15 protein-coding genes are annotated in these 13,617 nt (G+C 49.9%); 4 read left to right on the forward strand and 11 right to left on the reverse strand.

From position 1 onward, the window contains the following. A partial coding sequence (locus B9Y58_RS10975) for an acyl-CoA dehydrogenase family protein (protein WP_085534926.1) occupies positions 1–1,545 on the forward strand: 1,545 nt, incomplete at its 5' end. A gap of 155 nt (positions 1,546–1,700) precedes the next feature. Here the strand turns inward: B9Y58_RS10975 and B9Y58_RS10980 are convergent. The 4 genes from B9Y58_RS10980 to B9Y58_RS10995 all read right to left on the reverse strand — a co-directional run bounded on the left by B9Y58_RS10980 (position 1,701) and on the right by B9Y58_RS10995 (position 3,064). After that, positions 1,701–1,892, reverse strand: a complete 192-nt coding sequence (locus B9Y58_RS10980; RefSeq protein WP_073056725.1) for a DUF3791 domain-containing protein — start codon at positions 1,890–1,892, stop codon at positions 1,701–1,703. Then, positions 1,892–2,137 carry a hypothetical protein gene (locus B9Y58_RS10985; protein WP_073056722.1) on the reverse strand — a complete coding sequence of 82 codons (246 nt, stop codon included), beginning with the start codon at positions 2,135–2,137 and terminating at the stop codon, positions 1,892–1,894. Before B9Y58_RS10985 ends, B9Y58_RS10980 begins: the two co-directional genes overlap by 1 nt. Continuing rightward, complete coding sequence (locus B9Y58_RS10990) at positions 2,134–2,613, reverse strand: DUF3990 domain-containing protein (RefSeq protein ID WP_073056719.1); 480 nt, start codon at positions 2,611–2,613, stop codon at positions 2,134–2,136. The genes B9Y58_RS10985 and B9Y58_RS10990 overlap by 4 nt, the downstream gene beginning before the upstream one ends. A gap of 106 nt (positions 2,614–2,719) precedes the next feature. Continuing rightward, a complete protein-coding gene (locus B9Y58_RS10995) occupies positions 2,720–3,064 on the reverse strand; it encodes a hypothetical protein (RefSeq protein WP_143154691.1) in 345 nt (114 codons plus the stop codon). A 207-nt stretch (positions 3,065–3,271) separates the two neighbouring features. Between B9Y58_RS10995 and B9Y58_RS11000 the strand changes: the two genes are divergently transcribed. Continuing rightward, positions 3,272–3,937: a DUF4230 domain-containing protein gene (locus tag B9Y58_RS11000; RefSeq protein WP_083532321.1), complete on the forward strand. Its 666-nt coding sequence runs from the start codon at positions 3,272–3,274 to the stop codon at positions 3,935–3,937. A 14-nt stretch (positions 3,938–3,951) separates the two neighbouring features. On the opposite strand, the gene B9Y58_RS11005 is transcribed toward B9Y58_RS11000, so the two are convergent. Then, the gene (locus B9Y58_RS11005; protein WP_233247943.1) at positions 3,952–7,146 is read right to left on the reverse strand and encodes an EAL domain-containing protein; all 3,195 of its coding nucleotides are present in this window, start codon (positions 7,144–7,146) and stop codon (positions 3,952–3,954) included. Positions 7,147–7,357: 211 nt separating this feature from the next. Here B9Y58_RS11005 and B9Y58_RS11010 point away from each other — a divergent pair, with 211 nt between their 5' ends. Continuing rightward, a complete protein-coding gene (locus tag B9Y58_RS11010) occupies positions 7,358–8,521 on the forward strand; it encodes a hypothetical protein (RefSeq protein WP_144066155.1) in 1,164 nt (387 codons plus the stop codon). A gap of 68 nt (positions 8,522–8,589) precedes the next feature. Here B9Y58_RS11010 and B9Y58_RS11015 read toward each other — a convergent pair whose 3' ends face one another. The 6 genes from B9Y58_RS11015 to B9Y58_RS11040 all read right to left on the reverse strand — a co-directional run bounded on the left by B9Y58_RS11015 (position 8,590) and on the right by B9Y58_RS11040 (position 12,717). Continuing rightward, positions 8,590–9,048 (reverse strand): hypothetical protein, encoded by a 459-nt coding sequence (locus B9Y58_RS11015; protein ID WP_073056708.1) that lies wholly within the window; start codon positions 9,046–9,048, stop codon positions 8,590–8,592. A 67-nt stretch (positions 9,049–9,115) separates the two neighbouring features. Further along, positions 9,116–10,267 (reverse strand): glycosyltransferase family 2 protein, encoded by a 1,152-nt coding sequence (locus B9Y58_RS11020; RefSeq protein ID WP_073056705.1) that lies wholly within the window; start codon positions 10,265–10,267, stop codon positions 9,116–9,118. Further along, entirely contained in the window at positions 10,264–10,764 is a 501-nt protein-coding gene (locus B9Y58_RS11025; RefSeq protein ID WP_233247944.1) for a thioredoxin family protein, read from the reverse strand. Before B9Y58_RS11025 ends, B9Y58_RS11020 begins: the two co-directional genes overlap by 4 nt. Beyond that, entirely contained in the window at positions 10,761–11,180 is a 420-nt protein-coding gene (locus B9Y58_RS11030) for a hypothetical protein (RefSeq protein WP_073056701.1), read from the reverse strand. The genes B9Y58_RS11025 and B9Y58_RS11030 overlap by 4 nt, the downstream gene beginning before the upstream one ends. Positions 11,181–11,190: 10 nt before the next feature. Continuing rightward, the gene (ftsY, locus tag B9Y58_RS11035) at positions 11,191–12,114 is read right to left on the reverse strand and encodes a signal recognition particle-docking protein FtsY (protein WP_073056698.1); all 924 of its coding nucleotides are present in this window, start codon (positions 12,112–12,114) and stop codon (positions 11,191–11,193) included. Positions 12,115–12,135: 21 nt separating this feature from the next. After that, positions 12,136–12,717, reverse strand: coding sequence for an ATP-dependent Clp protease proteolytic subunit (locus B9Y58_RS11040; RefSeq protein ID WP_073056695.1), 582 nt, complete (start codon positions 12,715–12,717; stop codon positions 12,136–12,138). Between the two features lie 155 nt (positions 12,718–12,872). On the opposite strand from B9Y58_RS11040, the gene B9Y58_RS11045 reads away from it, so the two are divergent. Continuing rightward, on the forward strand, positions 12,873–13,616 hold the full coding sequence (locus tag B9Y58_RS11045; RefSeq protein ID WP_073056692.1) for a lysophospholipid acyltransferase family protein: 744 nt from the start codon (positions 12,873–12,875) through the stop codon (positions 13,614–13,616). Position 13,617 lies beyond the last annotated feature (1 nt).

A 13,617-nucleotide genomic window follows, 5' to 3' on the forward strand; every position in this document is an offset into this window, starting at 1 on the left:
CTCGAAGTCGCAGGCGACATCACCGCGAACACCATCTTCCCGAACTCCGAAGACGTGGACGCCGAAGGCCCCCACTGCGAAGACGGCCGCGTGCGCTACGCAAGCAAGACCTACGAGAACCTGGAAGCCACCCGCAAGGCAGGCCTCAACGGTGTCACCATGCCGCGCCGCTTCGGCGGCCTCAACTTCCCGATTACCGCCTACACGGCCATCAACGAAATGATCGCCTCTGCAGACGCCGGTTTCGAGAACATCTGGTCCCTGCAGGACTGCATCGAGACGCTCTATGAATTCGGCGACGAGGACCAGCGTTCCCGCTTTATCCCGCGCGTGTGCGCCGGCGAGACGATGTCGATGGACTTGACCGAACCCGATGCCGGTTCCGACCTGCAGCGCGTGATGCTCAAGGCCACCTACAGCGAAGCCGACAAGTGCTGGTACCTTAACGGCGTGAAGCGCTTCATCACCAACGGCGACAGCGACATCCACCTGGTGCTCGCCCGCTCCGAAGAAGGCTCCCACGACGGCCGCGGCCTTTCCATGTTCATCTACGACAAGCGCGACGGTGGCGTGAACGTACGCCGCATCGAGAACAAGCTCGGCATCCACGGAAGCCCGACCTGCGAACTTGTCTATAAGAACGCGAAGGCTGAACTCTGTGGCCGCCGCAAGTTCGGCCTCATCAAGTACGTGATGGCACTCATGAACGGTGCGCGTCTCGGCATTGCCGCACAGTCCGTGGGCATCAGCCAGATGGCATATAACGAAGCTCTCGCCTACGCCAAGGACCGCAAGCAGTTCGGCCAGGCTATCGTGAACTTCCCGGCCGTCTACGAGATGATTTCCAACATCAAGGCACGCCTCGACGCTGGCCGCGCACTGTTGTACCAGACAGCCCGCTACGTGGACATCTACAAGGGCCTCGAGGACATCGAGCGCACCCGCAAGCTCACCGACGAGGAGAAGGCAGAACTCAAGCTGTACCAGAAACTCGCCAGCGCATGCACGCCGCTCGCCAAGGGCATGAACTCCGAATACGCCAACCTGAACGCCTACGACAGCATCCAGGTGCACGGCGGTTCGGGCTACATGCTCGAATACGCTTGCCAGCGCCTCTACCGCGATGCACGCATCACCTCCATTTACGAAGGCACGACGCAGTTGCAGACGGTTGCCGCGCTCCCGCACATCACCACCGGCACCTACAGCCAGATGCTCGAAGAACTGGAAGCGGGCGAAGTGGCCGCCGAATACGAGAGCCTCAAGGCCCGCGCGAAGGCCATGGACGCGAAGTTCTACGAAGCAATCGAAGTCGTGAAGGCAGCGAACAACAACGAGTTCACCGACCTCTGCAGCCGTCACCTCTACGAACTCGCCGCCAACTGCGTGATGAGCCAGCTCATGCTCCGCGACGCCACCAAGGCACCCGAACTGTTCGACAAGAGCATGAAGGTGTACTTGAACCTCGCCGAAGCCGAAGTCGCCAAGCACTACAACTTCGTGAAGAGCGTGGATGTGGAAGCGATGGAGAGCTACAGGAAGTAGGAAGTAGACAGTAGGCAGTAGACAGTGATTAGTGAATAATCGCGGCTACGCCGCCTACTAACGATAGTCGCGAAACCTACACTTTGTCATCCTGAGCGAAGTCGAAGGATCCAAAAAATTCAGCCCTGACTCATTGCGAGTCGGGGCTTTTTTATTTACGCCAATATTTTATCTAAATCATCAAAAGCGTTTTCTATCGCTTCTGTATGGTATCGCTCATACATGCTGTAAACAAAATCCGTCTGCTTTTTCGCTTCAAGCTGCGCAAGGATTTTATTTGCAGTAGTTCCTTTATAGGCAGCATACTGCTCCATCAAGAAACTGAAGAATTCCATTTCTTTCGCCATCAGCACCTCTGGATGTAAATGGAATTGCGAGGATCTCCCGTTCTTTGTTCGGCTTCCCACATGTCAAAAATTCCGAAACAACTGAAATTCCACATCTGAAGTTCAGGGTTACTCAACATTTCGTATGTTTTTGAGAACATGAATTTTTTGTACGCGTCCATGGCAGAACAGCCATACTTTTGGCTAATCATCTGCGAGACTTCGCGGTCGTAGTAGTCGAGAATGAAGGGAAGAACTTTATTCATTTAGTTACCGCCTTTACAAATATAAGTTTTTGCAAGGCAAGTTCCGTGCGGAAAACATATTGGTCTCGAAGCATTTGCGGCAAAAGCCTTTTTATCGTTTCGTCTTCATCGTAAATTCCCGCAAAATAGAGCGAAATGACGGGCATGGTCCTGTCGTTTGCCACGGGACCGATAATTAGATCATAATCATTCTGAATATTCTCGTTCTTTCTGTTTGCAGTCACAAAGCGAAGCCATTCCTTGTCCGCACGCGGAAACTTCAGGCACTTCAAGCCTGACAAATCCTGATTATCAAACTCATAAATTGAAGCCGTCGGTGTCCCAGTCCCTTTCCGCTTAACGGTCAATTCAGACCAATTCTGTGCCTGCTCGCTACTTGTGGTTAAATAGAAGCCCGTCCCGAAATCCAATCTTCTGTCAGAAACAAGAATTTCAGGTTTGGATACTGCGATGTTGCCACCATGATAAAGCTTCATTTAGTGACCTCTAATGCTAATATACTTTATTTACGACGACTCAATGTTTAAAATTTCTAAAAGTCCAATTCATGCTCACGATAAAAACACCTTATATCGGCTCTTTTTACGGAATCGTATAATAATCAAGAATCAAATCAACCACACTTGCATCCTTGAGGATTCGGTTTTCGTAGCGCGCGCGTTGAATTTCCATCTCGGGCATTGGCTCAGGTTCGTTTCTTTTTTCAAAATCCTTGAGATCCAAATACGTTGAAATCCTTAGACGGTTTTGAGATGATAAGCCCATGGCCGTTGCATAGACATTTGCATTTCGAATAATTTCAGCACGAGGATCAATTCCTATAGACTCAAGATTATCCGGAATATAAGAGAATCCCATGAAATAGACTCTCTGTGCATTTTTCAGAAATTCTTGATACTTTACTTTTTCAGCATCTTCAGGATTCAAACGTTTTTCCGTTTCCAAGCAAAAAGAGCCAGGCGTTGCGGGCTGGCGTTTGAAGCCCGCAGTGGGGATAGCCCCGGAACAAGTCCGGGGCAGGCTCTAGACCCGGTCAGGGTGGGGCCGAGGCTGGAGCGAGGGGGATTCTTCCTCCTCCCATCAAAAATTTTCATTTCATGTACCCAAAGAAAAAATAGAATGTAGATTTAAATCATGAAATTCGCCTTAAAAATACTTGCAGTTCTGATTCTCATGTGCGCAACGGCTGTCACAACCGCCTTCGCCATAAAGAAACTGTACGTTACCGAAGCCAAGGGGCCTCAAATCACGAGCGCATTCGTAGAGCAGCAAATCAGTGAAATTGCGGAGCTAGCAACACTCCACCACCACTACCGCAAAAACGCGAATTACCAAGACGCCAAGAAACTCTTGAAATACATGCCCGATTGGAGAATCAACAAGTCCATCAAGGAATTCATGCTAATTTACCAGGGCGATGTCAAACTCGGTTACGACTTGAAAGACATCAAAATCAATGTCGAGCCCATCACAAAGACAATCCTGATTTACTTGCCGGAACCAAAGATTCTAAGTCACAGCATTGACTTCGAAAGTATCGAAGTCTTTTGGGAGAAGAAGGGCTGGTTCAACGACATCAAATTCGAAGACTTCAAGCAATTCTTTATTGCCGAACAGAAAAAATACGAAGAAGAAAACAGCGATGATCTCAAGCGCAGGGCTCGCGAGCACGCCAAGCAAATCATACGGCTTTACCTAGGGTCAATCGTCAAATTCGCTGACCCCGAAGAAAACAACGATCAGCCGTTCGTTAAAAAATGGCTAGAGCCCAACGACGGCTACCACATTAACCTAGAATAGCGACTAAGTCGGTTCTACTTCTTTGTTGTCTTGATGCTGTCGTTTTGCAATTTCAGGATGATGTCGCCGGTTTCCGGGTCCATCATCATGTCAAAGCTCGAACGAATGGTAAAAATGTAGCCCGCGACGTCATAGCTGATGTCCAGCGAATGGACCATGCATTTATTCATGTAATCCAGGATCAGTTTATCGCGGGTGTAATCCAACGCGTTCATGACATTAGTTTCGTTTTGCTGCATCACGGAACTCAGGTACCTGTGATGGATTTCGTAGGTGTACTTGTCTTCGAGTTCCTTGGGAATGTACGAGATTCCGCCCATGCGGAGCACCGGTGAATTCTTGGTCAGATCCCAGAACAGGAATCCGCGATAACCCGGGTCGTAAGACTTGGTGCCCGTCGTGACACCCGATTCCATAAATTTTAAAAAGGCGTCTCTACGGTTAAAGTACTTTTTCATCGCCAAGTCGTCTTCGGACAAGAACGCCGAAAAAATAGTGCCATACGGAGTTTTGCCAAAGACCTTACCTACATGATAGACTCGCTTGACATTTCCGTTGGCAGTCTTTACACGGAAGGTCAATTGCTTTGTCGCGGTGCTTCTGCTCTTTACCTGTTCCGAGATATCCGCATTCACCTTTCCGAAATCTTCAGGAAGAATTGCATTCTTGAAGAACCGCCCGACATAATTACGGAAATCATCGACACTGCTACATTCAAACATGTCAAGTATTCGGGCATTTACATAAAGAATTTCGCCAGTCTTTACACTGTACAGAATTACTCCGCCAGGAACAAACTCCATATAGTTCAAAGCCAATTGCTGCAGCATTTCGGCATTCTTGATAGAGCCATCAATTTTTGCCTTGAGCATGCCCCTATCTTTAATGGGCGTCAAGAGGAACTGAGTGGCGCCTATACGGATGCTTTCTTTGGCTAAATCCTTGTTGTCGGTCATGACAACAAATGGAATTTGGAGATTGCGCCGTTCAGCTTGGAAATTCTGGATGAGCTTGAATCCGTCAATTTTCGGGAGATTCACATCTATCAAGGCAAGAGCCACGTGACGTCCGTATTCAAGCAGCAAGTTGAGCGCCTGTTCGCCATTTTCGGCTAGCAGCACATGGTAATCCGGTCTCAGGATACTTTCAAGGAACGCCCTCTCTTGCGGATTGGCTTCGGCAATCAAGACAGTCTTCGTATTCGCCGGAAGCGTAGCCTCCTTGCCGCGAGATGAACTATCGTAAGCGCTCACATGCGTATTGCGGAAAGACAAGTCGTAAATGTGACATCCGTTATTGTCGGCAACCAGGCGCCCCTTTATAATGACGTACATGCCATGCGTCACATAGGTCACTTCACAGGGAGCCTCGTAGGCGGCCCTTTCTGCCTCGTGAAGTGTGTAATACACCGGGTTTTCAGGATTGTTCGACGCGTCTTCGACGTCCTTGATGCTTTTAAAGCCGAGACTCATGAGTTGTTCTTCGTACTGCCGATTCACAAACAGGAACTTGAACTTTTCATTCTCGAACGTCATGATCGCCCTAGGAGTATTTTCCTGATAGTCGAGACGCCCGATTTTTGAATACACGGCACGCGTGTTGCTATCTTCGATGACTATTCCCGAAGATTCCATGTGCTCCATGGTAGCCTTCAACGGTTGCGGCTTTCCATAGTAGTAGCCCTGGACTTTTTCGCAACCGATGCTCTTCAGGAATTCCATCTGTTCCTTGGTTTCTACACCTTCGGCCAAGGTCTTTAACCCAAGGCTTTTCGCCATGCGGACCATCGAGCTGATAATGGTGCGAGACACATCGTTAAAGTTCGAAAGGAAGGCCATGTCGATTTTAAGTTCGTCGAACTTGTAGTCCTTGAGCGTATTCAGCGAAGAATAACCGCTGCCGAAATCGTCCATCCAGACTTCGTAGCCAACTAGACGGAATCGCTCAATTTCATGCTGGATATACGAATCCGACGCCATGATGCTTTCGGTAATTTCTACACGGATGTAGTCACGCTCAATCTTGTATTTTTGAAGAATTCTTTCGACCACTTCAAAAATATCGCAGCCGGTAAAGTCCAATCGCGAAAGGTTGAACGACACCGGAACCACAGGGTAGCCCTGGTCCAATTGCTCGCGCATTTCTCTGCAGACAAGTTCTATCACGTGGCTGTCGAGCTTATGGATTTGCTTGGATTCCTCTAATGCGCCGATAAATTCGCCCGGGTTCAAAAAGCCCTGTTCCGGATCGATCCAGCGGGCAAGCGCCTCCATGCCGCAGAACGTTTCCGAAATCGTTCGCACCACCGGCTGGTAGTAAACCTTGATGTAGCCGTTCGCAATGGCGTCATCAATGTGGTTTACCACGTAATTGTGCAACATGAGTGTCCTGTGCAGGTCTTCGTCATATTGCCGGATAAATTTGTCGCCTTTTTTCTTTTGAATGTTGCAGGCGAGTTTCGCCTTTTCAATCGCGTCGAGAATATCGCTGTCTGTATCCGTTTGGCAAATGCCCACGTAAAGGTCCATTGAAATTTTGGAAACCGTACCCTTAACGTATTTTCGAATTTCGCACAACTTTTCTTCGAGGTTGGCAATGTCTGCAACAACGACAAAATGGTCGTTCGTGCTACGGCATACCAGGTTATCTGCAAACTGCTTTTTCAGTACGGCCGCAAAGTGAATCAAGAACTCGTTTCCGGAGCTAAAGCCGTTGGCATTGTTGTAAAGCTTCATCCCGATAATGTCGAAGAAAACCACTGCAGGGGTTTTACCTGCATTTAAAAGGCCCTCTACATAGTTTTCTCCGCGGATGCGGCAATACTCTAAATTCGGAAGCCCCGTCAGGGAATCGAAGAACCGGTCGGAATGATCGTTTACGCGCATGAAAATGGAACGCTTGCCATTCCAGGAAATCTGTGACGCCTCTACAACCAGGTCTTTTCCCGAATACGGGCAGCGAATAATCGTCACCCCTTTTTCAAGGAGTTCTTCGACAAACAATGTATTCTGTTCGTTAGCAGGAAAGAAATACTCTTCGAACTTGATTCCCGGTTCATAGGGTCTTTTCGGTTTCCAAAAAAGAGAAATAGAAGGATTCACCATATAGATTTCGTGCGATTTCGCATCGAAAATCACAAACGGGTCCACCTTGGCCGTATTCAAAAGATCCACGACTACCGACGCGGGAATGTCGGATTTCTCACGCAAAGTCATTGCTCCCACCTTAATTCACATTTTCTTTCTCCTTTAAATTAATTGAATATTTGCAGAAATGCAAACCTTTTTTCACGGACACCCCTTTTTTTCAGTAAAAATCATCCTTTTTCGCACTAAAAAGCTCTATTTTCGCAGTCCGTTTTCTTTCTATATTAACATCATGATCTTGAATAAGGCTATACTCCCCAGTTTTATTTGTTCTATGGCATTCGCACTGACGGCTTGCGTCGGCAATGCCCCCGCCCCCGAAACAAATCCCCAGCCCGAACAGGCAGACAACACGGACGTATCTCAGCCCCAAACAGGAACCAGTTCTGAAGCGAACCAAATCGTTGAAAGTCAAGATGTCTATTTTAATTCCCAGGCGTTGGACAACCACCGCTTAGCCACACCGGACAACATTCCGAGCGCGACACCCGTCAACACTCCGAACACAGACGCAACCGCCAAGACCGATGTCGCCGACCCCTACACCACCATTCCGGCAATTGTCCAGAATATTTTTGACTACGCCGACGCTTTGTACAAAGCAGGCTACACCGATTCTGCCACCGCCTACTTGGAACGTTTCCGCGTCATCAAGCCCTTGTGGGCACAGTGGGAAACCAAGGCCGACTCCATGCTAAATGAATTCGGCAAGACCAGAGCTGAAAAGGCGAAGGCTTACGAGCCGATGGTATTCCAAATTCAGAACATGAACCGCGCCAATTCCGATTACGGTCTTGTGGCAGAAACCGCCGACAGCCTGATAGCACTTGCTCCGGGCGATTCGCTGACCCAGTGGGCCAAGGCACAGAAGGGGGTTGCCTACAAGAACACACTCACCAAGGCGAAAAAAGAATACGCCGCCATTAAGGATTTAGCCGACAACCAGGCTCAATTCGCCGAAGCCGAAAAGCGGGCGCTCACCTTGCAGATGCGTTACCGCGACTTCGAAGACGTCCTGCACTTGCAGGAACTAATTGACCACATTCGCGAACTGATGCAACTCACTAACGCCGAAGCCACCAAATACTGGGAATCCCACGATCCGGCCCAGGCGCTGGCCCAAGCCGATACACTCTTGCAAAAAGAAAAATTCAGCGAAGCCAAGGAACTCTTGAACAAACTCAAGGCGAGCAAGCTCCGCAAAGAGGCGAACGAGCTTTACACAAAGCTAGCAGACAATTTCTGCACCAAGCAGCGCAAGACAACAAGCCAGATGTTCGCAAAGGCACAAAAGCAAAAAGATGCAGCCAAGAAGAAAAAGCTGTTAAACGAAGCAATCGCTCCGCTGGACAAATGCCTGACGGAATATCCGGACAATCCGCAGAAGCAGAAAGTCGAAGAGAACAAGAAGTTCCTGGAACAAGAATTAGGGAAGTAAATCAGATGTGGGATGTGAGATGTGAAATGAGTAATTACACATTTCACATCAGTCATTGCACATTGTTTTTACAATTCTACTAATATGCCGGCTTGCACGTAGGCGTAGCCTTTGCCTTCGTGATCAAGGAACTGGTAGCCACCCATCAGCATGATGGACGAATAATCGCCATTCTTGATGTCTAAACCGCCACCGGCGCGCCAGAACATCTGGCCGTTGGAACCAAAGAGATAGCCCCAGTCACCCGTCGCTACAGGAAGAGCCGTGCTGCCGATAGGCAGGCGGATCCAGACGCTGCCAGAAGCAGGAATCAGGCTCACGTTATCGATTTCCTGATAACCCGTGCCGATGCCAAAAAAGAGCATCTGGTCAATAGGATACCACAAGTGACCAAAAACGTTCAGGTTGAACGTGCCGATATCACTCACATGGTTCACGACACCGCCCTGCACATCCATGGTGAATGCGTTCGCCGGAACGAAGGCGAATGCTAAAGCAAACAGAATGGCAGTCAGAAATTTTTTCATATCTCAGTTAAAATATAATCTTTCGTCTCTCGTCTGTAGCCGTGAAACGGCGTTCTTTCGTCTGATATTACTCATCGCTGCGGGCTTCGCGGGCCCAACCGCCGCTTTTTTCGGGCTTGAACGCCATGAAGAAACCTTTAAGCATAGCGTAGTTCATCGAAAGGAAGTAGTAACCGCTCGGTACAATCTTGAAGCCGGCGACCAGCAACGAAAGCGACATCACACCAAAGAAAATCTGGTAGAAGAGACCACTCGTGAGTAGGCAAGCGTTCGCGACAAACAGCAAAATCAAAATGTGCGGCGAGAACCAGCGCAGAATCTTGTGCGAGAAGAACAGGTAGGCAAGCAGCGGGTGCAGCGGATTCAACAGCGGCAAGTAAGAGAACAAGAAGTTGAAGTTCGCGCGGCCGATACGCACCTTGCGGCGGAACTCACCGCTCGATTCCTTAGACGTCTGCTCGGTACCGATAGCACTTGTAACAAACGTGCAGTAGTAACCCTTTTCAAGCACCTTGGTAGTTACGAAGAAGTCGTCCATGACGCTCTTCTTGACAGGCAGTTCCGTATACAGTTCACGGCGAATTGCATAGAGGGCGCCGTTGCCGCCAATCAGCATATCGAGAACGCCTTCGAACTTCTTGATTTCAGATTCCAAATCCCAGTAAGAACTTTCGCCGCGACCCAACGTAGAACCGCTCTTGTCAGAAAGAATCAAGTGACCGCAGGCGCAGCCGATTTTCTTGTCCCGGAACGGAATCACGAGTTTGCGCACCACATTCGGGAAGAACATCGTGTTTGCATCGCAGAAGAGCAAGATGTCATTCTTTGCAATTTTGTTCAGGCGGTTCAGCATGGCAGCCTTGCCCGCATTCTTCGGCGCCTTGACCAGCGTGATTCCCTGCGACTCGTAGCGTGCCACAATTTCAGCGGTTTTGTCGGCAGAGCCATCGTCACCAATCAAAACTTCAAGTTTGTCCTTGGGGTAATCAAGTTCCAAAATGTTATGGATTTTGCGTTCGATTACCGCTTCTTCATTGTAGGCCGAAATCAAAATCGACACCGTCGGCAGTTCCACGTCGCCTTGTTCCGGCTTCTTGCGGCGCTTAAAGATTTCACTTACAAACGGGAGCGTCATCGGGAACAGCAAGTAGCAATGTACTAGCAAAAAAATCATCACCCAGAAAACGATTTGAGCGTAAAAAAGGAATTGTTCGTTCATCGGGATATCCACTCCTTTTCTTTTTCAAGGAACTGGTACAGCATGTATCGCAGTTCTTGCGGCGACATAGAGTCGGTAACCGTCAAAATGCTCATTCCCTTCGGGGCAACAAGCACAAAAGCCGGAAGCGCGTTCAGTTCCCATACATCAAAATAGCAGCGTTGCACCGTTTTCTTTTGACCGTCGCACATGATGGTATCTTGTGAATCGGCATTGAGCTTAACGGCATAAAAACGCGTGTTCAAAAGCGAGGCCACCGTGGGGTCGCTGTACACGTTCGCATCCATCACGCGGCAGGGAATGCACCAGTCCGCATACAAATCCACAAAGACAAGTTTCGGAAACTTTTGAGCCTTTTCAAGCGCTTCATTATAGTCCATCCAATGTACAGTGGACTTTCTAGTCGAGGCTTTCTTGGCAGGCACCGCATCGTTTAGAGGGGCTGCAAAAGAAACCGAAACGCAAAGCGCTACAAGCATCAACAAACGTAAAATCAATGTACACCTCCCTTGTGGGCGGGCATCTGAGTCTGCACCTTACGGCTGGGCTTGATTTCAGGCGCCTGCGCCTGTCCTGCCTGCGAAGGTGCCAGCAGAGAATCGATGCGGGCATTTACTGCCTTCTGGAACGGCACCCACTGGCGCTCGTCATTCAAGATTTCGTCAGTCTTGGCAAGGAACTGTTCGCGAGTGTACCCCGCCGCTTTCAAGATATCCTGTCGCACCAAGCGGCCTATTGGAGAATCCTTGCTGTAGGTGATTTCGGCAACGCGCAATTCGACAAACAAGTCAACGAACTTCTGGTCGACCGAGACCTCATTTGCGCAACCGACCAAGCCGAAAGCAGAAAGCAAAAGAAGCGCAACGGCTAAAACCGCACGCGCCCCCATCGTCTTGTTTTCGACTAAAGCCATAGACACAATCTTACTGCTCGTTTTCTTCCAGAGCGTTTTCGAAAAGGCCTTCCACGTATTCGGCCTTGCTGAAAGGCACCAGCTGGTCAATGCGTTCGCCCATGCCAATCCAGCGGATAGGAATCTGGAGCGAACTTGCAATCGAAAGCACTGCGCCGCCACGGGCCGTACCGTCGAGCTTGGTCACCACGAGGCCGGTGAGCGGGAAACTCTGATTGAAAATTTTCGTCTGGTTGATGGTGTTCTGTCCGGTATTGCCGTCGATTACGAGCCACATGTCGTGCGGCATGTCGGGACTCACCTTCTTGATCACGCGGACAATCTTCTTGAGTTCTTCCATCAAGTAGTCTTTGTTGTGCAGACGGCCGGCGGTATCGATGAGGACCACGTCGCAGCCGCGGGCCACTGCAGCATTGCAGGCATCGAACGCCACAGCCGCAGGGTCAGAACCTTCCTGATGCTTCACGAATTCGGCACCCGAGCGCTGCGCCCAGGTTTCAAGCTGGTCGATGGCCGCAGCACGGAACGTGTCGCAGGCCGCAATCATCACCTTCTTGCCCTCGCCTTTGAGGCGTGCGGCAAGCTTACCGATTGTAGTCGTTTTGCCGGCGCCGTTCACGCCAATCACAAGCACCACGTGCGGCTTGCCCTTGAGTTCAAACGGAGGCGGATCCTTCAAGAGGCGTTCCGCTTCGCTACGCATAATGCCGAGCACCTGTTCGGTCGTGAGCGACTTGCCCAGCGCCTGCTCGCGCAAGGCATCGGTCAACAGGAACGCCGCTTCGACACCCACGTCGGCCTTGATCAAGTGTTCTTCGAGTTCCTCAAGAGTGTCGTCTGTAATTTTGCCTGCACCGACAATACCCTTGAGTTCGCCCATCAAGGCGTCGCGGGTCTTGGCTAGGCCACTCTTAATGGCAGAAAAAAGTCCCATTCGAAAATTTCCGTATAATCGTTAAACGATGCTTTCGACCTTGTCGACCAGGCCGTAGGCCTTGGCCTCTTCGGCACTCATAAAGTTGTCGCGTTCCGTGTCGCGGTCGATTTCTTCCATGGTGTGGCCAGAAGTTTCGGCAAGAATCTTACCCGTAATGTTGCGGATGCGCAGCATTTCTTCGGCCTGAATCTGGATGTCGCTTGCCGGGGCGACAATTTCACCGTGAATGAGCGGCTGGTGAATCATGATGCGGGCATTGGGCCATGCATAACGCTTGCCCTTTGCTCCCGAAGTCAAAAGTACCGCACCCATGGAGGCTGCCTGACCGCAGCAAACCGTGACCACGTCGCTCTGGATAGCGTTCATGCAGTCGTAAATGGCAAGGCCGCTAGAAATCACGCCACCCGGGCTGTTAATGAAGAAATAGATGTCGTCGTGATTCAAGGAATCCAGATACAAAAGTTCCTTCACAATGCGTTCGGCGCTTTCGTCGTCGACACCGCCCCACAAGAAGATCTTACGCTTGGAGGCAAGGAATTCTTCAGCCTTCTTCATGATCTCGGAAGGGGCATTCTCTTTCTTTTCGTTGCAATCTGCCATAATAAATCCTTTTTGTTCAGGTACAATTTAGAAAATTCAATATATTATCGTCTTTTCGCACCCGTTTGTAAACAAGCATATTTTTTTCAGTTTTATGTTCCATTGCCCATAAAAAATATACATTATGGGTGTAAACCCTTATTTTTAGGACACTTATGGCATTTATTCGTGCAATTTTCTACTACTTGTTCATTGGAGTAGGGCTTTTCGTTGTCGGTCTTCCGTTCATGTTTTACAAGGGCGTGCTTTGCAGGCGCTGGGCAGACAGCACCCGCATATGCATCCCGTTTTTCCGGGTTTTGTTCAAGTTGTCGGGAATCAAGGTCGAAATCGAAGGCAAGGAGAACATTCCGGACCACAAGAAGTTCGTGCTCATAGCCAACCACCAGAGTTTTTTGGACATCAACGTGATTTGGCCCTCGATTACCATGACCTCGTTCATTGCGAAGGCGGAACTCTGGAAAATTCCCGTGTTCGGCTGGGTCTTGACTAAAATCGGCTGCATTCCGGTGCACAGGAACCCGCGCAAGAACCTGGGCATGGGCGCTGTCGTGAAAAAGCGCCTCGAAGACAACGTGACCATTTCGGTGTTCCCCGAAGGCCACCGCAGCAACGACGGGCACATGCTCCCGTTCCAGAACGGAATTTTCCGCATGGCCAAGGAAAACAAGTTTCCGCTCCTGCCGGTGACGCTTGTGGATACGGGCAAGCGGCTTTCCAAGACCAAGTGGGCGCAGACCCCGGGTGTGGTAAAGATTGTGGTGCACCCGCTGCAGACACCCGAAAGCTTTGAGAACAAATCCGCCACGCAGCTGCGCGACGAGATTCACAACATGATTTCTTCGGCGCTGCCCTACAGACAGGCCGACGCCGCCACCGCGGCAAACAAGGAGGCCTAAT

Origin of the sequence: Fibrobacter sp. UWB15 (genome assembly GCF_900177705.1) — a bacterium.
In the GTDB taxonomy this organism is placed as follows: domain Bacteria; phylum Fibrobacterota; class Fibrobacteria; order Fibrobacterales; family Fibrobacteraceae; genus Fibrobacter.

What these genes read in the sequence shown, in the direction of transcription:
- B9Y58_RS11015 (WP_073056708.1), bottom strand. Translation starts at nt 9,048, where the DNA reads ATGAAAAAATTTCTGACTGCCATTCTGTTTGCTTTAGCATTCGCCTTC.
- B9Y58_RS11010 (WP_144066155.1), top strand. Translation starts at nt 7,358, where the DNA reads ATGGCATTCGCACTGACGGCTTGCGTCGGCAATGCCCCCGCCCCCGAA.
- B9Y58_RS11020 (WP_073056705.1), bottom strand. Translation starts at nt 10,267, where the DNA reads ATGAACGAACAATTCCTTTTTTACGCTCAAATCGTTTTCTGGGTGATG.
- B9Y58_RS10990 (WP_073056719.1), bottom strand. Translation starts at nt 2,613, where the DNA reads ATGAAGCTTTATCATGGTGGCAACATCGCAGTATCCAAACCTGAAATT.
- B9Y58_RS11000 (WP_083532321.1), top strand. Translation starts at nt 3,272, where the DNA reads ATGAAATTCGCCTTAAAAATACTTGCAGTTCTGATTCTCATGTGCGCA.
- B9Y58_RS11045 (WP_073056692.1), top strand. Translation starts at nt 12,873, where the DNA reads ATGGCATTTATTCGTGCAATTTTCTACTACTTGTTCATTGGAGTAGGG.
- B9Y58_RS10980 (WP_073056725.1), bottom strand. Translation starts at nt 1,892, where the DNA reads ATGGCGAAAGAAATGGAATTCTTCAGTTTCTTGATGGAGCAGTATGCT.
- B9Y58_RS11030 (WP_073056701.1), bottom strand. Translation starts at nt 11,180, where the DNA reads ATGGCTTTAGTCGAAAACAAGACGATGGGGGCGCGTGCGGTTTTAGCC.
- B9Y58_RS10985 (WP_073056722.1), bottom strand. Translation starts at nt 2,137, where the DNA reads ATGAATAAAGTTCTTCCCTTCATTCTCGACTACTACGACCGCGAAGTC.
- ftsY (WP_073056698.1), bottom strand. Translation starts at nt 12,114, where the DNA reads ATGGGACTTTTTTCTGCCATTAAGAGTGGCCTAGCCAAGACCCGCGAC.
- B9Y58_RS11040 (WP_073056695.1), bottom strand. Translation starts at nt 12,717, where the DNA reads ATGGCAGATTGCAACGAAAAGAAAGAGAATGCCCCTTCCGAGATCATG.